Here is a 20083-nt window from a genome sequence, read left to right as displayed (position 1 = left end):
GCGGGCGGAACATTATGGCAGTCTTGCCCCCGTCAAATGGATATACCCGTCGTCTTTCGGGAGCTTTCCGCGCCGGTTCCGCCGGCAGAGCTGCCTGAAATTCATTGGATAGAGAGGAAACTGAAATGACTATTACGCGTATCGATGCCGAAGCCCGCTGGTCTGATGTAGTGATCCACAACCAGACGCTTTATTACACCGGCGTGCCGACAAATCTCGACGCGGGCGCTGAAGAGCAAACCGCCAATACTCTGGCGCAGATTGACGCGGTGCTTGAGAAACAGGGTAGCAACAAATCGCGTATTCTCGACGCCACCATTTTCCTTGCGGACAAAAGCGATTTTGCCGCGATGAACAGAGCCTGGGACGCCTGGGTTGTTGCCGGTCACGCGCCGGTTCGCTGCACCGTTCAGGCAGCGCTGATGAAAGCAGAATACAAAGTCGAAATTAAAATTATCGCCGCGGCGTAAGCACTTTTACGCTGAGCCTTTCCGGGGTCGGCGCAAGCGCCTCGCCCGGAAAGGTGCCTGTCCTATCTGGCCGGGCACCACATCAACTGCTCTTTTAACGGTAACGTCTCCTGAGGCAAGCACTTCAGGGCTTCGCGATAGGTTGCCAGCTGCTGTGGATATCCCCGCGCCGACTGCAATAACACTCTTAGCGCGCTATCCCAGACAATTCCCTGCAAGTCGCTATACGGCCACAGGTCCGGCTCACGGATAAACGGCACCAGATAATCAATCCCCTGCTTCACCCCTCGCCCGTCGCGGACTGTATTCCAGCGATCAAACTCGACGTGTTCAGCGTAGCGGTTAAGCAGCAGATGCGCTTCCAGGTTAAACAGCGAATAGTGAAACGGAATGGTGCGCTCCAGTTCCATCGTCTGCTTGCCGTCCTGGTCGATTTGCGCCGCCATCCGTTGGGTAATGCCCTGCTCGATTATCCGCGCCACCAGGCCTTTATCTCCATAGAACAGCGCGTTCACCGCACGCTGGGCGTCATACCAGGTGCCGTGGTTGTTGTGCCAGACATACTCAGAATGGCCTATTTCGCTGTAATACATCCAATGGTTGAAGTCGCGGAACCACTGGTGCAGGCCGATGATATCATCCGTATCCAGCACGCTTGCCGCATTAATCAGTCCGATGGTGTCAACCACCATCCACAGCAGGCGCGTGTCGATAAGCCCGGTACCGCGACCGGAGACAATCCCCGGGATCGCCTGACCGTAGTTCAGATGCGGGTTCATCCGCGTATCCGCATCAAGAAACCAGCAGCGGATCTGCAGCGCGGCGGCCTGCGCGTACTGTCGGTGGCCGGTGAAATACCATGCCAGCCCCAGCGTCAGGCAACGTTCGCACATACGGATAATGCGCGTGGTGTCGGTGTCGTTATTTTCGCACTGCGGATTGATATGCCCGTCGCGGCGAATATAGGGCAGCCCGTTGGGCCGCCGCGGATTAGGCCACCAGTAGGTACCAAGACTGTAGTAATCATGGGCGTCGCCGCTCGCCGGACGCAGTTTTTTATGCACCACACTTTCCGGCGGCTCGCGGCGCAGCAAGTCCGCTTCCGTCACCAGTTTCCCGAGCGCCTGCTGGAGTGGAGAAAATGGCTGCTTTAGTCCCGCGCGGGCATTCTCAAGACAGCTTTCATCAAGGGTGTACAGCTTCATCGCCACCTTATTCATCCTCCGCACAGGCGATGCGCAGGCCGCTTTGCGCATCAAACAGATGCACGCCGGAAAGCTTCGGCTGCAGCCAGATATTATCGCCCTCCTTGACCGCCAGACGCTGTTTGAACACCGAAGTGAATGCCCCGCCGCCAGTATCGCAGAACAGCTGCATATCCGAGCCGGTATTCTCCACCGCCGTGACCTTTGCCGCCAGCGCGTCGTCGCGAGCTTCGTGCACCACGTTGACCTGCTCCGGGCGAATAGCGTAGACCACCTGCTGCCCGTTTTGCACCCGCGATCCCGCAGGCAGCGCCAGCAGCGAACCGTCCTTCAGACGCAGAGCGGTGATGTTGCCGTTAAGCACCACTTCGCCCTGCAGCTGGTTGATTTCCGGTGAGCCGATAAAACCGGCGACAAACAGGTTCGCCGGCTGGTCGTACAGCGCCAGCGGGGTGCCCGCCTGCTCGATTCGCCCGTCGCGCAGCACGACGATCATTTGCCCCATGGTCATGGCTTCAATCTGGTCGTGCGTCACGTATACCGAGGTGGTTTTCAACCGACGATGCAGCTCGCGGATTTCACCGCGCACCTGGGTACGCAGCTTGGCATCGAGGTTTGATAACGGTTCATCAAACAAGAATACCTGCGGCTTACGTACAATGGCGCGTCCCATCGCCACACGTTGACGTTGACCGCCGGAGAGATCTTTTGGCAAACGCTCAAGCAGCGGTTCCAGCCCCAACAGCGCCGCCGCATCGTTAACCTTCTGGTTGATTTCCGCCTTCGGCAACCGCGACATTTTCAGCGCAAAGCCCATGTTTTCGCGCACCGTCATCTGCGGATACAGCGCGTAGCTCTGAAACACCATCGCGATATCACGCCGCTTCGGTTCCACCTCGGTGACGTTGCGTTCATTAATATGCACTTCACCAGCGGATATCTCTTCCAGCCCGGCAATCATGCGCAGCAGCGTCGATTTGCCGCAGCCGCTTGGCCCGACAAGGACGCAGAACTCACCGTCCGGGATAGTCAGCGACACGTCTTTAATGACGTGCGCATCACCATAAGACTTCCGCACGCTATTCAATACAACAGATCCCATAGGTAACTCCTTATCCTTTGACCGCGCCGGACATAATCCCGCGATTGAAATGTTTTTGCAGACCCAGATAGACGATGATGCTTGGCAGCATCGCCAGCAGCGTAATGGCGATAAAAATGTTCGGTGTGATGCTCTCATCGGTACGCAGCGTACCGAGGATCACCGGAATGGTGTTCAGGCTGTCCTGGTTAACCACAATCAGCGGCAGCAGGTACTGGTCCCAAATCATGATGAAGCCAAAGGTCACTACCGTGCCGAGCGCCGGTTTCACCAGCGGGAGGATCACATGGAAGAAGATTTGCCATTCGTTAGCGCCGTCGATGCGTGCCGCCTCTTCCAGCTCTTTCGGGATGGCCGACATAAACTCGGTCAGCACAAAGATGGAGAATGCCCAGCCCACCACCGGCAGAATCATCCCGAGGTAGCTGTTGTAGAGCGACGCATCGATAAACGGCAGCCGCCAGTTAATAATCATGTACAGCGGAATGGCGATAACCTCTTCCGGCAGCATCATGGTGGACAAAATCACCAGACTGACCAGCGCCACGCCGCGAAACTTTTTGCGTGCCAGCGCGTAGGCCGCCAGCGCGCTCACCGAGACCTGCAAAACTGTGCCGAAGAACACCACCAGCACTGAGTTCAGCAGGTACTGCCAGACGCCGATATCCATCCAGGCGAAGATAAAGTTATCGAAGGAGAACTGATGCGGCCAGGCCAACAGTTCGCCCGGCTTGACCGGCGCGCCGCTGAACGCGGTGGCGACGATGCCCCAGAACGGGCCGACAAAAACAATCAACAACAGCGCGTAAATGCACCAGCGTCCTGCGGTATCCCAACGTTTACTTAACATCACGGCTCCTTAGTAACGTGCGATACGTTTTTTTAGCGTTAAATGACAGATGGTTAAGATCACCGTAAAGGTGAACAGCAGGAACGACACCGCCGAGGCGTAGCCATAGTCGAACTGCTCAAAACCCAGTTTATAGATGTGGGTCATGACCATTTCCGTGGCGTTAGAGGGCCCGCCGCCGGTGGTGGCGTACACTTCCGCAAAGACACGGAAACCACGAATAAAGGAGAGCATCAGCACCACCGACAGCGCCGGGATCATTCCGGGCAAGGTGACGTAACGCAGGCGGTTCCACCAGTTTGCGCCGTCAACGTTCGAGGCGTCGTACAGATCGCGGCTGATGCCCGCCAGCCCGGCAATAAAAATAACCATGTTGTAGGGCACTGCTTTCCAGATATGCAGCAACATGATAACCCCCAGCGCCTGATCGGAGCTGGCAAGGAAACCCTGATCGGCAACGCCAAACCAGCTCAGAATATGGTTTACCACCCCGTTTGGCGTAGGGTTAAACAGGATGCGCCACATTTCGGCGACAATTGCCGCGCTGGTCACTGCCGGTAAAAAGATGGCGGTGCGAATAAATCGCAGGTGGCGCGCTGGCCCTTCAAGCAGCATGGCGAGGAAAAACGCCAGGATTGCGGCGGCAAACATGGTCACCACCACGTACAGCAGGGTATTCACCACTGCCGCATGTAGCTCAACGTCGGCGAAAGCGCGGGTAAAGTTCGCCAATCCCACCCACTCGTCCGGCTGATTAAAGTTAACCTTGTAAAAGCTCATCACCAGCCCCTGAATCATCGGGATGAACTTAAACCAGCTAAAAATAATCAGCGCCGGGGCTAAAAACAGCCACGGAATCAGCGCCCGCTTGCGCTTTGGCGTCAACCATCCGGTGGCGTCAGGCGAAGCGGTTTGCTTTAGCGGCGAAGACTTCGTCTCATGCAGCGTCATAACTTACTCCCTCACTTAGCCAGCACATTTTGCTTTTGCAACTCGGCGTCGACCTTGCCATCTATCGCTTTCAGCTCAGCGGCAATATCGCTGTTGCAATCGGCGAAAATACGGTTAAAGCCATCGGCAGCCACCTGACGAACCGGCGTCCAGTTCGGAATTTGCGGTACGTAACGGCCCTGCTCGTTGTAGAGCCGAGCGAAGGTTTCCCAGCGCGGGTCCTGATAGACTGCTTTGACATCGACATTTTTATTTACCGGCAGGCGCACCACCGGAATGTGCTTGCTGCCTTTACCCATGCCAATTTCCTGGCCTTCGGTCGATATCATAAATTCGATAAATTTACGCGCCGCCTCTTTTTGCTTGCTGCTCTTCATCATAAAGACGGAGGTCCCTTCAGCCAGAGTCGCTTCCCCTTTTGGCCCCACCACCGGCAAGACCTCAAAGTTGTCTTTACCCGGGTCTTTATCAAACAGCGCGATGTGGTATGGGCCGCTAAAGAACATGCCGCTTTGTCCGGAACGGAAGGATGGGATAACGTCGGCGGTGGTGGCGTTAATCGCCCCCGGCTGGGTGACTTTTTCACACATCATGGTACGCATAAACGTCAACGCCTGCGCGACTTGCGGGGTTTGCAGCGAGGCGCTGAACTTGCCGTTATTCTCTTTGACAAAATCACCGCCCGCCTGCCAGATAAAGCTGCTCATAAACCAGCTGGCATAGCCACGGGTCGTGGACGCCGGAACAACAAATCCGTAAGTGTCGTTTTTGCCGTTCCCGTCCGGGTCCTGGGTGGTAAAGGCTTTGGCCAGCGTTTGAATATCATCCCAACTTTTCGGCTGCGGCAGGCCTAATTTCTCGCGCCAGTCCTTGCGCACAAATAGCGCGAAGGTTTGCGCGGATGTTGGAACGCCATAGTATTTGCCGTCGATATAGCGGGTACTGTTCCAGGCGGTCTGATACAGCTGGTCACCCCCCTTAATGCCTGAGGGGTCGATCTCTTCCGCTATGCCCAGTTGAATAAACTGTCCCAGCGATGCCGCATCGTTAAAAATCAGGTCCGGTAAGGCGTTGCCCGCCGTCGCCCTCGCCAGGCGCTGTTCAAAATCAGTCGTGGCATTGAAATACTCAATTTTAATGCCGGTATTCTCTTCGAACTTTTCAGCCTCTTGTTTATAGATATTTTTGGAGTCATTGCTTGCACGGATCCACACGTTAAGGGTCGTGGCGGCGTAGCTTTGCCCGACGCCAACACCCAGAGCGGTAACAAGTAATAATGAACGTAATTTATTCGCAGACATGATTGCATATCCTTTATTGTAGGGCACAACGGTAATTAAATTCGCAACAGCTGTTTTTCTGTGAGCGCGATTAACATCGCGGCATTAATTCAATATGCATAAAAAAGTATTTCCAAACATTAAATAGAAATGTATTTCTCAATACAACCACACAAAAAAGAAATCGCATTTCAAAAACTTAAAAGTTGAATCAGATCACATAAAAGAGTGACATAAAAAGTGACATAAAACTTAATAGTTAAAAATCAATAAGTTATAAACTTGTTTATTTTGTTAAATTTATCAATAAAAATTGAAAAACATCGAAAACCGTGAACTACACCGCATTAAATGAGTCATTTTTCATCCGCCGCAACAATCATGATGAACATCACAAAAAAAATTACTTTGTCTTTTACACTGCACGCCACGCTATTCATCAAAGCATTATTTTTTAATTAATTCGCCTACCTTTTGCGTCATGGAAATACGCAACAGGCATAATTCTCTTGTTATCTTTTCTCATATTTGAAGAAGGGTTATTACTATGTATTCAATACCTCGCCGAGGAATATTAGGCATTACGCTTCTCTGTTGTAGCGTCAGTGCATCCCTGTATGCCGCTGAACCCTATACCCTTGACGGTGAAGATCTAGCCTATAGCCGCCAGCAGATAGCGGCTAAAGACCCGCTGTTCGTGCAGGCCGCAAGCGCGCTGTTCAACAAGGCGGATCTGGCGCTTAAACATCCGCTGCTTTCGGTGATGGATAAAACGCTGGTCGCCGCCAGCGGCAATAAGCACGATTACTACAGCTTTCCGCCGTACTGGTGGCCAAACCCGGAGACCAAAGACGGTCTGCCGTACATCCGCAAAGATGGGCAAACTAACCCGGACGCAAACAGTAATGCCACTGATAAAAATCGCCTGGTGAAAATGAGCAACGATGTCTCGACGCTGGCGCTGGCATGGTATTTCTCTCAGGATGAACGCTACGCGCAGAAGGCCGTTCAACAGATTAAAAGCTGGTTCCTCGACGCCAATACCCGCATGACCCCGAACCTGCAATACGCGCAGGCCATCCCCGGGATTAATACCGGACGTGGCATTGGCATTATCGATAGCCGGGCGCTGGTTGAGGTGGTTGATGCCATCGCCCTGCTGCAATCATCCAGCGCGCTGAGTGAAACGGACGTAACGGCGCTTAAACAGTGGTTCGGCGAGTTTTATCACTGGATGACCACCAGCCAGAACGGCTTTGAAGAAGAGAACTGGCACAACAATCACGGCACTTATTTTGATATGCAAGCCGCCACCTTTGCGCTGTTCAGCGGCAAAATCGAAGAAGCGAAAAAGCGCCTGTACATCACTCAATTGCGCCGTATCGCCGGGCAGTTTGATATGCAAGGCCGCCAGATGGCTGAGCTTGAGCGCACCCGTCCGTGGCACTACAGCAACTTCAACCTCGAAGCCTATAACCGTCTGGGACGTCTGGGCGAAAAAGCCGGTGTCGATATCTGGAACTTTACCCTCGACGACCATAGCCTGCAAAAAGGCTATCAATATGTGGCTGGCTTTATTAACAGCGGTACGCCGTGGCCGTGGAAAGACCTCGACAAAATGGACGATAAAAAAGCGCTACGCAACATTGCGAGCGCCGCCCACGCATGGCCGAACAATCCGCTATTTAGCGAGAAAGCGCGCTGGCTGAGAGCGAAATATCCTGACGATATCACCACGCTCATCGCCCCGCTTCCTGCGTCAACCGAGGTCGGGGATAACCAATAATGAAACAATTTTCTGGGCTATGGCCCGACATCGCCAGACGTGCAGCCGGTAATGTCGAGCAGATTGAACAGCTCGTGAAGGATGCACAACCGATACTTGAAGCCGCCGTTCGCATCCCGCAAACCGGGATAGCCAGCTGGAATCTTTATTACTTTTGTCCGCACCATGGGGTGCGGCTGACGTGGCAGGCGGACTCTCCCCACCAGCACGCTTGCCCGGTGGATGGCGAAACATTCAGCGGCGAGCCCTGGGACGGCGCATGGTGGCGTGAAATGAACGGTCGCAACGCCAGCGCCTGCCAGCAGTTGGGGCTGCTCTGGCGTCTAACCGGGGAAACGCCGTACCGCGACAAAGTCCGCACGCTGCTAATGGGCTATGCGGATGTTTATCCCGACTATAAAGTCCATGGCGATATCCCGCACAATGGTCCTGGCAAAATGAATGCCCAGACGCTGTGCGAAGCCAACTGCATTCTGGATATGGCGCTAGGATATGATTTTATTCGCGACAGCTTACCGCCCGGTGAGCAGCAGCACATTGGCGAGATCCTGCTGCGCTGTGCGGCAACGTTTCTGCGCGCGCATCGCAGCCCACAAATCCATAACCATGAAGTGAAAATCAGCGCGGCGCTCGGGGTGCTGGGGTTTGTGCTGGAAGATGAGAGCCTGCTGGATTTTGCCGTAAATCAGCCCTACGGCCTACGCTGGCAGCTCGAGCATGGATTACTGGCTGAAGGTTTATGGTTTGAAGGTTCGATTCACTACCACTACTACGCGCTGCAGGGGTTCTTTGCCTTTGAGAAGCTGGCGCGTGGCACCCGCTGGAGCCTGCTTGACGGCCCGTGGTATCCACGAATGCTCAGTTTCCCACTCTCGCTTGTGCTCCCTGACGGTACCTTCCCACGACTGAACGATTGCCTCGCCGGACAAGAGAAGCTGTATCATCGCGATCTGTACGAATTTGCCTGGTTTATCTGGCATGACCCGCTCTACGCGTCGGTCCTGCAGTTGACTGAAGATGACGCGGATTGGCGGGAGACGCTGCTGTGGCGCGACCGGGCGCTGCCTGAAACCGCAATCAATCCGATCCCACAACGCTCGATCTTTGCTCCGGGCGCCGGGCTGACGCTGTGGCGACGCCCGCAGCAGCAGTTGGCGGTGTTGATCAAACACAGCCCCTGGGGCGGCGAGCACGATCACTACGATCGGCTGAGTCTGATGCTGTGGCAACGCAACGGCTGGTTACTCCCGGATCTCGGCACCACAGGCTACGGTGCGAAAATGCACTACGATTATTACAAAAACAGCGCCACCCACAACACGCTGTCCGTCAACCAGACCAATCAGCCGCCTGCCAACACCGAGGTCTTAGGCTGGCATATGGGCGATGATTATCACTGGATAGACGCAGAAGTTAACTGGAAGAAGCCACCACCAACGCTTAAAAGCCATACGCGGGTAGAATGGGATGTCGAGGCATGGCGCGAAGTGCGCTTTCGCCGTCGCCTGTTGTGGCTGGACGATCTGCTGATTGACCTGTCAACGGTGGAAAACCCGCATCGTCAGCAGCTAGACTGGACGCTGCATCTGGCCGCGAAGGCGCTCGACCAAAGCGGCATGCCGCAACCCTTTTCGCTCAAAGGGCCGCTGCGTGATATGCGGGATTCAACCGTGACGCCGCTTCACGGCTGTCAGCCGCGCCACTTTGCCCGCGAGAACGACACCTTTGCCCTGTGGCTAGCCGGTGACGGTGAACTGTGGCAAGGGCTGGCTCCCGATAATCCGGCGATCGGCGACCTCAGCTATCTGGTATTACGCAACCATCTGCCGCAGGCGCGTTTTTGTTGTGTTTGGGATCTGGCGAAAACGTCACCGCTGACCGAAGTGAGCGTACATCACACGCCCCTCGGTACTCAGTTGAACTTCTGGCGTGGTGAGCGCGTGACCCACGTGACGCTGCATGAAGATCCCGGCCTGCTGCCAGATGTGATTATTTGACCCGCCGCCTTCCGGTAACGGAGGGCGCGTTTAACTTTTTTCGCCGGTAATCATCGGCCTGAAGGGGGACTGTCAGGGAACGGGCTCCCCTGCTGATATATCAAAGACGCTATCTACTTACTCATCGTCTTCATCATCTTCAAAGCGCGCTACGATCCGGTCGCCGGTATGCGTGGCGCGCAGTTCGTTGGCGACCAGACGAATCGCCTCACCGCTGCTCATCCCCTGCGACATCAGATCCTGGATACGTTCTACTGCTTTTTGCTGTTGCTCGTGGCTCAGCGAAGGTAAACCTGCAAACATAACTGACTCCTGCTACATTGTGGGGCGTAATTATTTCACGCCGTCCCCTTATAAGCCAGCGGGCGGTAACGATCAGGATCGAGGAAGATGTTGTCCCCCGCTATTATTACCCTGCCCTGGCATCCGGATGCCGCCGAGCGCTACTTTGCGCCCTTAAGCGCAGCGCCCTGGGCGATGCTGCTACACTCAGGCTTTGCCGATCATCCGCATAACCGTTTTGATATTATGGTGGCCGAGCCGCGCGCAACGCTGACTACCCGCGGCGGCCTCACCACGGTGAACGACGGCCGAACGCTGACGACGTCCGCCGACGATCCGCTAAAAATAGTGGCGCAACAGCTGGCGCAGTGCGGATTAGCGCCGCAGGCCCATCCGCACCTGCCGTTCCTTGGCGGCGCGCTGGGGCTGTTCGGCTACGATCTGGGGCGTCGTTTTGAAAACCTGCCGTCTCAGGCCGACGCGGATATTGCGCTGCCGGATATGGCGGTCGGCATTTACGACTGGGCGCTGATCGTCGATCACCAGCGTCGTGAAGTCTCGCTGCTGAGCTACGGCGATCCCCAGGCGCGCCTGCAGTGGCTGAGGGCGCAATCGGCCCCAGCGGCGGCACCTTTTAGCCTGACCTCGGCCTGGCATTCGAATATGAGCCGCGAGCAGTATGGCGAGAAATTCCGCCAGGTACAGGCGTGGCTGCAGAGCGGCGATTGCTACCAGGTCAACCTGGCTCAGCGCTTCCAGGCCCGCTATCAGGGCGACGAGTGGCAGGCATTTTGCCAGCTTAACCGCGCCAACAGAGCCCCGTTCAGCGCCTTTATTCGCCTCGAGGAAGGCGCGGTCCTGAGCCTCTCTCCGGAGCGTTTTATCCAGCTTCATCAGGGTGAAATCCAGACCCGGCCGATTAAAGGCACCCTCCCGCGGCTGGCCGATCCTCAGCAGGACGCTCGCCAGGCAGAAAAGCTGGCTAACTCGGCGAAAGACCGCGCGGAAAACTTGATGATCGTCGATTTGATGCGCAACGATATTGGCCGGGTTGCCGAGCCCGGTAGCGTGCGCGTGCCGGAACTCTTCGTCGTCGAACCCTTCCCGGCGGTCCACCATCTGGTCAGCACCATTACCGCCAGGCTACCGGCCCGTCTTCACGCCAGCGACCTGCTGCGCGCGGCGTTTCCCGGCGGCTCCATTACCGGCGCCCCCAAGGTGCGCGCGATGCAAATTATCGATCGGCTGGAGCCGCAGCGGCGCAACGCGTGGTGCGGCAGCATCGGCTATCTCAGCCTGTGCGGCAATATGGACACCAGCATTACGATCCGCACGCTGACGGCGTGGCAGGGGCAGCTATACTGCTCTGCGGGCGGCGGGATTGTCGCGGATAGCGAAGAAGAGGCTGAATATCAGGAAACGTTTGATAAAGTTAACCGCATTCTGCAACAACTGGAGAGCTAGGATATGGCGGATAACGCCCTTGAGCTGGACGACTTTCTTTCGCGCTTTCAATTACTGCGCCCGCAGCCTTCGCAAAGCGCCCTGAATCAGCGCCAGGCCGCGGTGCTGGTGCCGATCGTCCGTCGCCCGCAGCCGGGGCTGCTGCTCACCCAGCGCTCGCCGCGACTGCGTAAGCACGCCGGCCAGGTGGCCTTCCCGGGAGGCGCGGTCGATAACAGCGACGCGACGCTGATTGCCGCCGCGCTCCGTGAGGCGCAGGAAGAGGTGGCTATTCCTCCTGAGCTGGTGGAGATCATCGGCGTCCTGCCGCCGGTGGATAGCGTGACCGGCTTTCAGGTGACCCCGGTAGTGGGGATTATTCCGCCAAACCTGCGCTATCACGCCAGCCAGGATGAGGTGGCGGCGGTCTTTGAAATGCCGCTGGCCGAAGCGCTGCGCTTAGGCCGCTATCATCCGCTGGATATTCATCGCCGCGGGAACTCACATCGGGTCTGGCTTTCGTGGTATCAGCATTATTTTGTCTGGGGAATGACCGCAGGGATTATTCGCGAGCTGGCCCTGCAAATCGGCGTCAAGCCCTAGCGCCCCCCCTACTTTGCGCAGCCGCCTTGCCGGCGGCGCTCGCCCGCTGGACTCCCCCGCGACGCGCTTTTCTTCCCTTCTTCTGACGCCCTCATCGGCCACATTATTTAGGGTATATACTTAAATATGACGGCGCTCTCAGCATTAGTAAATTCATGGTTATCCATTAGTTTAATTCATGTGAATAGTTAAGCTGATGCTACGGTTCCCTCTTACACTATGCGCAGTTATCACATCGTTGCCGCAGCCGCGGCAACCCTGTACTGGAGTGTTATGGTGATTAGTATATTCGACATGTTCAAGGTGGGGATTGGTCCCTCATCTTCCCATACTGTAGGGCCGATGAAAGCCGGTAAACAGTTCGTCGATGACCTGGTCGAAAAGGGACTACTTAATGACGTAACGCGCGTGGCGGTTGACGTCTACGGCTCGCTGTCATTAACCGGCAAAGGCCACCACACGGACATCGCCATTATCATGGGGCTGGCGGGCAATCAGCCCGATACGGTCGACATTGACGCGATTCCGGCATTTATTCGCGACGTAGAGGCTCGCGGACGCCTGCTGCTGGCGCAAGGGCAGCAGGAAGTCGATTTCCCGCAGGATGACGGCATGCGTTTTCGCAGCGACAACCTGCCGCTGCACGAAAACGGGATGACGATTCATGCCTGGGCCAGCGACAAAGAAATCTACAGCAAAACTTACTACTCCATCGGCGGCGGTTTTATCGTCGACGAAGATCATTTCGGCAAAGAGGATGCGGGAGAGCTCAGCGTTCCTTACCCGTTTAAATCGGCGCAGGAGATGCTGGGCTACTGCAAAGAGACCGGGCTGTCCCTCTCCGGGATGGTGATGCAGAACGAACTGGCGCTGCACAGTAAAAAAGAGATTGAAGACTATTTTGCCAACGTCTGGCAGACCATGCGCGCCTGCATCGATCGCGGCATGAATACCGAAGGCGTACTGCCCGGGCCGCTGCGCGTACCGCGCCGCGCCTCTGCGCTGCGCCGCCTGCTGGTGGCCAGCGATAAGCTCTCCAGCGACCCGATGAACGTCATTGACTGGGTGAACATGTTTGCCCTCGCCGTCAACGAAGAGAACGCCGCCGGCGGCCGCGTCGTCACGGCCCCGACCAACGGCGCCTGCGGGATTGTGCCCGCGGTGCTGGCCTACTATGACCACTTTATTGAATCCGTCAGCCCTGATATCTACATTCGCTACTTTATGGCTTCCGGCGCCGTGGGCGCGCTGTACAAGATGAATGCCTCTATTTCAGGTGCAGAGGTGGGCTGTCAGGGCGAGGTTGGCGTGGCCTGTTCCATGGCCGCAGCCGGTCTTGCGGAGCTGCTCGGCGCCAGCCCTGAACAGGTGTGCGTGGCGGCGGAGATCGGTATGGAGCACAATCTGGGCCTCACCTGCGATCCCGTCGCCGGTCAGGTCCAGGTGCCGTGCATCGAACGTAATGCCATCGCATCGGTTAAAGCGATTAACGCCGCGCGCATGGCGATGCGCCGCACCAGCGAACCGCGCGTCTCCCTCGATAAAGTTATCGAGACGATGTACGAAACCGGCAAGGATATGAACGCCAAATATCGCGAGACCTCCCGCGGCGGTCTGGCCATCAAAGTACAGTGTGACTAAACCTTCGCAACCGAAATGCGCCCTAACCGGCGCATTTTTCTTCTTCTATTCATTTACACCCACTACACTTACTGTCTGACGATTGTTATTCTGAACGGTACTCAGAGTCGACAGGGTGTCGCGCATGCAGACTGCACATAAGGTCATCACGACATACCGCCGTAAACGTATCGTCGTATGTTTGATTGTTGCGTTATTAACGCTGACAACCACTCTGGTTATCCGATTTATTTCGCAGCGTAGCCTAAATCAGCAACGGATCCAGACGGTCACCAGTCAGATGGTGATGGCCATGGATAAAATTCTTCGCCCTCTTGAAAAGCAGCACCTGTCGATGCTGAATTTCGTCGGTCAGCCGTGCCGGGAAATTCACCTGCCCTTACGCAAGCTGGCGTCTTCGCTGCAAACGGTGCGAACTATCGCGCTGGTGAAAGCGGATACTCTTTACTGCTCCAGTATTTATGGCGAACGTAATTTTAACCTTCATCAGCGCCAGCCCATGCTGCCGAGCAACCACCCTCTTCTGGTCTTCTCCACCGATGGATCGCTGCTGGTCGGCTCGCCGGTATTAATTCAGTGGTATCCGGCATCGATTAGCGGCTCCGACGGCGTAATGCTGATGATTAATATTGAGCTGCTGGGGGAGTTAATTCTCAACGCGAAATCACCGTTGATTACCGGTATTGGGCTGCGGGTCGGTAACAAAAGCTTTATTAACGGCCTTGGACTGGTGGACCACGACGCCATTCCGGGCGAGCGCGTCATTTATCGCCAGAGCTCTTCGCAGTTCCCCTTTACCATCAACGTCAGCGGCCCCGGAGCCTCGGCAATCGCCCTGCACGAACTCCCCGCCGAGCTGCCGCTGGCGCTGATCTTCACGCTGTTAACGACCGGCATAACCTGGCTCATAACCGCAGGCAGGCTCAGCTTTTCCCGTGAAATCAGCCTCGGTATCACCGCGCGTGAGTTCGAACTTTGGTGCCAGCCGCTGGAGGATCTGCGCAGCCAAAGGTGCTGCGGAGTCGAGATATTACTGCGCTGGAACAATCCGCGCCGGGGGAGGATCTCCCCCGATGTCTTTATTCCCATTGCCGAGGGTTACAATCTTATCGTTCCCCTCACCCGCTACGTGATCGCGGAAACCGCACGCCAGCTCAACCTTTTCCCTCAGGACAAAAGCTTCCATATTTCGATCAACGTCGCCGCCCGCCATTTTGCTAACGGCGAGCTGCTGCGCGATCTGCATCACTACTGGTTTAGCGCCCATCCCGTCCAGCAGCTGGTAGTGGAGCTCACGGAGCGCGACGTGCTGCAGGATGGCGATCGCCATATGGCCGAACATTTGCATTTCAAAGGCGTGCAGCTGGCAATCGACGATTTCGGCACCGGCAACAGCTCGCTGTCATGGCTGAAAAAACTCCGCCCCGACATCTTAAAAATTGATAAGTCCTTCACCAGCGCAATCGGCATCGACAGCGTAAATTCAACGGTGACGGATATGATTATTTCCCTGGCGCATCGCCTGGAAATTGTCACCATCGCGGAAGGCGTTGAAACAGAGGAGCAGGCGGAATACCTGCGTAACCACGGCGTCGATATCCTGCAGGGGTTTCGCTACGCCCGGCCGATGCCGGTTAACGAATTCCCGCAATGGCTGGCGGCGCACGATCGGGCGGCGGATGAGGAAACGGATAGTCAATAGCCTGCCGGCCTCCTGAGGAGACCGGCAGGTCGGCGGGATTACTCTTCTTCGTCGTGCTCGTGCCGCGTTTTAACGACGCGGACCAGATCGACGCGGTAGCTGTTGGCCTCAACGATGGTGAACCGCAGCGGCTCCAGCTCAACCACATCACCGGTGCGCGGGATATGGCCGTTGACGGCGATCACCAGCCCGGCCACCGTCGCAATATCCTCTTCTTCATTGACGATGTCATCCAGCCCCAGCGTCTGCTGCAGGGCGTGCAGGTCGGTTGAACCTTTGATCAGCCAGCCGTCGCCATCGGCAACAATCTCCGGCGTCTCATCGGCGTCCGGGAACTCGCCGGCAATCGCCTCCAGCACGTCCAGCGGCGTCACCAGCCCCTGCACCACGCCAAATTCATTGGTCACAATGACGAAGCTGCCGCGGGCCCGGCGCAAAACGCCCAGCAGATTGATCGGGTCCAGGGTTTCCGGAACCACAATCGCCGGCGATGCCGAGGCGAGCGCCGCAACGTTCTCGCCGGCCTCCAGCGCCACCAGCATCTCTTTGGCGCGAACAATACCGATAATCTCATCCAGCTCGCCCCGGCACACCGGGAACAGGCTGTGCGGAGAGGAGAGCAGCTGGCGGCGAATCTCTTCTACGCTCTGCTCGGCGTCCACCCAGCTGATTTCACCGCGCGGCGTCATGATGCCGCGTAACGAACGCTGCGCGAGAGTCAGCACGCCGTTAATCATATAGCGCTCTTCTTCGGCGAACGCGCCCTCTGGCACCGGTACCGCGGACGGCATGTCGCCATCGTGCGTCACCGGATTCTGCTTACGGCTGCCCATCAAACGCAGGATCGCATCGGCGGTGCGCGCGCGCAGCGGCAGCGTCGACTGATGGCGGATAAAGTTGCGCCGCGCCACCTGGTTGAAGAACTCAATGGTGATTGAGAAGCCAATCGCAGCGTACAGGTAGCCTTTCGGTATATGGAAACCAAAGCCTTCGGCCACCAGGCTCAGGCCAATCATCAGCAGGAAGCTAAGGCACAGCACCACCACCGTTGGATGCTGGTTAACGAAGCGGGTCAACGGCTTCGATGCCAGCAGCATGACCATCATCGCAATCACCACCGCCGCCATCATGACCGGGAGGTGGTTTACCATACCCACGGCGGTAATCACCGCATCCAGCGAGAACACGGCATCAAGCACGACGATTTGCAGCACCACCACCCAGAAGCTGGCGTACCCCTTACCATGACCGGCATCATGCTGGCGGTTTTCCAGCCGCTCGTGCAGTTCGGTCGTCGCCTTGAACAGCAGGAATATCCCCCCCAGCAGCATAATAAGATCGCGCCCGGAGAAGGAAAAATCAGCGATGCTGAACAGCGGTTTGGTTAAGGTCACCATCCACGAAATAACCGACAGCAGCCCCAGACGCATGAACAGCGCCAGCGACAGGCCAATCAGACGTGCTTTATCACGCTGCTTTGGCGGCAGTTTATCCGCAAGGATGGCAATAAATACCAGGTTGTCGATACCGAGCACGATCTCGAGGACGACCAGCGTCAACAAGCCGACCCAAATAGAGGGATCCATTAAGAATTCCATGAGTTGCTCCAGTTAACGACGGACGCAGTCATCGCTATGTCATGCACAGGCGAGACAATTATTGCTGGTAAAAAAGCGTAGCAGATAGCGGTAGCGGTGGCAGACAGGTGCCAAAAGGTGAAAAGACGTCGATGAGGGTCCATACAGCGGGCTATGCCCTATACTCCTGAGTAGTTAAACGGAAGCTAAACATAGCAAAAAACAGAACCAGATTGGAAAAAAATTTACCTGTTTTTGCAATAGCTAAGGCTATTTTTTGCGCCGCGAAATTATTATTCGTAGATGCGTGATTAACGGATCTTCATCACATTAATTATTTTTTCACTATCTAAAATAATTCGCTGTAGTGATTATTTTATATCTTACACCCTTACTGAATCGATTTTGTTCGCAAGAGTGATTCAGGATGTATCACAACAGATGATGCATTCACCATAATAAAGGAGGTAGCAAGTGACGATTGCTATTGTAATAGGCACACATGGTTGGGCTGCAGAACAGCTGCTGAAAACGGCAGAAATGCTGTTGGGCGAGCAGGAAAACGTTGGCTGGATCGATTTCGTTCCCGGTGAAAACGCCGAAACGCTGATCGAAAAATACAACGCACAGCTGGCGAAGCTGGACACGGCTAAAGGCGTGTTGTTTCTCGTCGATACGTGGGGAGGAAGCCCGTTCAATGCGGCGAGCCGCATTGTCGTCGATAAAGAGCACTACGAAGTCATCGCCGGCGTCAACATTCCAATGCTGGTTGAAACGCTAATGGCCCGTGACGACGACCCGTCGTTCGACGAGCTGGTGGCGTTAGCGGTGGAAACCGGTCGTGAAGGCGTGAAAGCGCTGAAAGCGAAAGCGGTTGAAAAAGCGGCTCCGGCTCCCGTTCAGGCGGCAGCGCCACGAGCGGCAACCCCAGCTAAACCGATGGGTCCAAACGATTACATGGTTATCGGCCTGGCGCGTATCGATGACCGTCTTATCCACGGCCAGGTAGCGACCCGCTGGACCAAAGAAACCAACGTCACCCGTATTATCGTCGTCAGCGATGAAGTCGCAGCCGATACCGTACGCAAAACGTTGCTGACTCAGGTTGCACCTCCGGGCGTCACCGCCCACGTTGTTGATGTGGCTAAAATGATCCGCGTCTACAACAACCCTAAATACGCAGGCGAGCGCATTATGCTGCTGTTCACTAACCCGACTGACGTTGAGCGCGTTGTTGAAGGTGGCGTGAATATCACCACGGTCAACATCGGCGGTATGGCTTTCCGCCAGGGCAAAACGCAGGTGAACAACGCGATTTCGGTCGATGAGAAAGATATTGAAGCGTTCAAGAAGCTGAACGCCCGCGGTATCGAACTGGAAGCACGCAAAGTTTCCACCGACCAGAAACTGAAAATGATGGACCTGATCGCCAAGGTTAATAAATAACCCTGCGCTCGCGCCTGACTTTTCAACTTAAGACTTAATCAACAGGAGAAGTACAATGGAGATTACCCTTCTTCAGATTGTGCTGGTGTTCATCGTCGCGTGTATTGCGGGTATGGAGTCGGTACTTGATGAATTTCAGTTCCACCGTCCTCTGGTGGCCTGTACGCTGATTGGCGCCGTTCTCGGGGATATGAAAACCGGTATTATCATCGGTGGTACCCTGGAAATGATCGCCCTGGGCTGGATGAACATCGGTGCCGCCGTTGCGCCGGATGCCGCCCTGGCGTCCATCATCTCGACCGTTCTGGTTATCGCGGGTCACCAAAGCATTGGTGCCGGTATCGCGCTGGCTATCCCGCTGGCGGCGGCAGGCCAGGTTCTGACCATTATCGTCCGTACGATTACCGTTGCCTTCCAGCACGCTGCGGATAAAGCAGCGGAGAGCGGAAACCTGACGGCCATTTCCTGGCTTCACGTTTCGTCTCTGTTCCTGCAGGCTATGCGTATCGCTATCCCGGCCGTTATCGTCGCTATCTCCGTCGGTACCAGTGAAGTCCAGGGCCTGCTGAACGCCATTCCGGAAGTGGTAACCGGCGGTCTGAACATCGCGGGTGGCATGATCGTGGTAGTTGGTTACGCGATGGTCATCAACATGATGCGCGCAGGCTATCTGATGCCGTTCTTCTACCTCGGCTTCGTTACCGCTGCGTTCACCAACTTCAACCTGGTTGCTCTGGGCGTGATTGGTACCGTAATGGCAATCCTCTACATCCAGCTGAGCCCGAAATACAACCGCGTAGCGGGTGCGCCAGCGCAGGCTGCTGGTAATAACGATCTCGATAACGAACTGGACTAACAGGTGAGCGAAATGGTTGATATGACTAAAAATACCACCGAGAAAAAACTCACTCAGAGTGATATTCGTGGCGTGTTCATTCGTTCTAACCTGTTCCAGGGTTCATGGAACTTCGAACGTATGCAGGCGCTGGGCTTCTGCTTCTCTATGGTGCCGGCAATTCGTCGCCTGTACCCGGAGAATAACGATGCGCGTAAACAGGCGATTAAGCGTCACCTTGAGTTCTTTAACACCCACCCCTACGTTGCGGCGCCGGTGCTCGGCGTAACGCTGGCGATGGAAGAGCAGCGCGCTAACGGTGCGGAAATCGACGATGGTGCCATCAACGGTATCAAAGTCGGTCTGATGGGCCCGCTGGCTGGCGTAGGCGACCCGATCTTCTGGGGCACCGTGCGTCCGGTATTCGCGGCGCTGGGCGCCGGTATCGCGATGAGCGGCAGCCTGCTTGGTCCTCTGCTGTTCTTTATTCTGTTTAACGCAGTACGTCTGCTGACCCGTTACTACGGCGTAGCGTACGGTTACCGTAAAGGTATCGACATCGTTAAAGATATGGGCGGCGGCTTCCTGCAGAAACTGACCGAGGGGGCATCGATTCTCGGCCTGTTTGTCATGGGGGCGCTGGTCAATAAATGGACGCACGTGAACATCCCGCTGGTGGTATCGACTATCACCGGTCAGGATGGCCAGACTCGCGTGACCACCGTGCAGACTATCCTTGACCAGCTGATGCCGGGTCTGGTGCCTCTGCTGCTGACCTTCGCCTGTATGTGGCTGCTGCGTAAGAAAGTTAACGCCCTGTGGATCATCGTTGGCTTCTTCGTCATCGGTATCGTTGGCTACGCAATCGGCCTGCTGGGGCTGTAATTATCCTGCTGTACGCCGGGGGCTTGCC

Annotated in this window: 17 protein-coding genes; 10 read left to right on the top strand and 7 right to left on the bottom strand. The window is 56.0% G+C overall.

The window, feature by feature from the left end:
- Positions 1-125: 125 nt before the first annotated feature.
- On the top strand, positions 126-470 hold the full coding sequence (locus QFI97_RS11750) for a RidA family protein (protein ID WP_346431200.1): 345 nt from the start codon (positions 126-128) through the stop codon (positions 468-470).
- A 62-nt stretch (positions 471-532) separates the two neighbouring features.
- Here the strand turns inward: QFI97_RS11750 and QFI97_RS11745 are convergent, their stop codons facing one another.
- The 5 genes from QFI97_RS11745 to QFI97_RS11725 are packed head-to-tail and all read right to left on the bottom strand — an operon-like array spanning position 533 to position 5879.
- Positions 533-1675: an alginate lyase family protein gene (locus QFI97_RS11745; protein ID WP_331834471.1), complete on the bottom strand. Its 1143-nt coding sequence runs from the start codon at positions 1673-1675 to the stop codon at positions 533-535.
- 7 nt (positions 1676-1682) lie between these two features.
- Positions 1683-2777, bottom strand: a complete 1095-nt coding sequence (locus QFI97_RS11740; RefSeq protein WP_331834405.1) for an ABC transporter ATP-binding protein — start codon at positions 2775-2777, stop codon at positions 1683-1685.
- A 10-nt stretch (positions 2778-2787) separates the two neighbouring features.
- Positions 2788-3627, bottom strand: a complete 840-nt coding sequence (locus tag QFI97_RS11735) for a carbohydrate ABC transporter permease (protein WP_133598455.1) — start codon at positions 3625-3627, stop codon at positions 2788-2790.
- 9 nt (positions 3628-3636) lie between these two features.
- Complete coding sequence (locus tag QFI97_RS11730; protein ID WP_241723377.1) at positions 3637-4578, bottom strand: carbohydrate ABC transporter permease; 942 nt, start codon at positions 4576-4578, stop codon at positions 3637-3639.
- Positions 4579-4589: 11 nt separating this feature from the next.
- On the bottom strand, positions 4590-5879 hold the full coding sequence (locus QFI97_RS11725; protein WP_241723375.1) for an ABC transporter substrate-binding protein: 1290 nt from the start codon (positions 5877-5879) through the stop codon (positions 4590-4592).
- A gap of 526 nt (positions 5880-6405) precedes the next feature.
- On the opposite strand from QFI97_RS11725, the gene QFI97_RS11720 reads away from it, so the two are divergent.
- Positions 6406-7644: an alginate lyase family protein gene (locus QFI97_RS11720; protein ID WP_346431199.1), complete on the top strand. Its 1239-nt coding sequence runs from the start codon at positions 6406-6408 to the stop codon at positions 7642-7644.
- Positions 7644-9641, top strand: coding sequence for a heparinase II/III domain-containing protein (locus QFI97_RS11715; RefSeq protein WP_346431198.1), 1998 nt, complete (start codon positions 7644-7646; stop codon positions 9639-9641). Before QFI97_RS11720 ends, QFI97_RS11715 begins: the two co-directional genes overlap by 1 nt.
- 117 nt (positions 9642-9758) lie before the next feature.
- Here the strand turns inward: QFI97_RS11715 and QFI97_RS11710 are convergent, their stop codons facing one another.
- Positions 9759-9944: a YoaH family protein gene (locus tag QFI97_RS11710; RefSeq protein ID WP_331834409.1), complete on the bottom strand. Its 186-nt coding sequence runs from the start codon at positions 9942-9944 to the stop codon at positions 9759-9761.
- 87 nt (positions 9945-10031) lie between these two features.
- Here QFI97_RS11710 and pabB point away from each other — a divergent pair, with 87 nt between their 5' ends.
- The 4 genes from pabB (at position 10032) to pdeD (ending at position 15312) form a co-directional block, all read left to right on the top strand.
- Positions 10032-11387 (top strand): aminodeoxychorismate synthase component 1, encoded by a 1356-nt coding sequence (gene pabB / locus QFI97_RS11705; protein WP_346431197.1) that lies wholly within the window; start codon positions 10032-10034, stop codon positions 11385-11387.
- A 3-nt stretch (positions 11388-11390) separates the two neighbouring features.
- On the top strand, positions 11391-11969 hold the full coding sequence (locus tag QFI97_RS11700; protein WP_331834411.1) for a CoA pyrophosphatase: 579 nt from the start codon (positions 11391-11393) through the stop codon (positions 11967-11969).
- Between the two features lie 276 nt (positions 11970-12245).
- A complete protein-coding gene (sdaA, locus tag QFI97_RS11695) occupies positions 12246-13610 on the top strand; it encodes an L-serine ammonia-lyase (RefSeq protein WP_346432082.1) in 1365 nt (454 codons plus the stop codon).
- Positions 13611-13734: 124 nt separating this feature from the next.
- Positions 13735-15312, top strand: coding sequence for a cyclic di-3',5'-guanosine monophosphate phosphodiesterase PdeD (gene pdeD / locus QFI97_RS11690; RefSeq protein WP_331834412.1), 1578 nt, complete (start codon positions 13735-13737; stop codon positions 15310-15312).
- A 38-nt stretch (positions 15313-15350) separates the two neighbouring features.
- On the opposite strand, the gene yoaE is transcribed toward pdeD, so the two are convergent.
- Positions 15351-16910, bottom strand: coding sequence for a CNNM family cation transport protein YoaE (yoaE, locus tag QFI97_RS11685; RefSeq protein ID WP_095101757.1), 1560 nt, complete (start codon positions 16908-16910; stop codon positions 15351-15353).
- Between the two features lie 453 nt (positions 16911-17363).
- Here yoaE and manX point away from each other — a divergent pair, with 453 nt between their 5' ends.
- The 3 genes from manX to QFI97_RS11670 are packed head-to-tail and all read left to right on the top strand — an operon-like array spanning position 17364 to position 20055.
- Positions 17364-18335 carry a PTS mannose transporter subunit IIAB gene (gene manX, locus QFI97_RS11680; protein WP_095101755.1) on the top strand — a complete coding sequence of 324 codons (972 nt, stop codon included), beginning with the start codon at positions 17364-17366 and terminating at the stop codon, positions 18333-18335.
- 55 nt (positions 18336-18390) lie between these two features.
- Positions 18391-19191, top strand: a complete 801-nt coding sequence (locus tag QFI97_RS11675; protein WP_045859157.1) for a PTS mannose/fructose/sorbose transporter subunit IIC — start codon at positions 18391-18393, stop codon at positions 19189-19191.
- A gap of 12 nt (positions 19192-19203) precedes the next feature.
- Positions 19204-20055, top strand: coding sequence for a PTS mannose transporter subunit IID (locus QFI97_RS11670; RefSeq protein ID WP_041146195.1), 852 nt, complete (start codon positions 19204-19206; stop codon positions 20053-20055).
- The last annotated feature ends 28 nt before the right edge of the window (positions 20056-20083 follow it).

This window comes from Klebsiella scottii, assembly GCF_036561945.1.
Classification (GTDB): Bacteria; Pseudomonadota; Gammaproteobacteria; order Enterobacterales; family Enterobacteriaceae; genus Klebsiella; species Klebsiella scottii.
The sequence above is the reverse complement of the archived record's forward strand: the minus strand, read 5'-3'. Positions and strand labels throughout refer to the sequence as shown.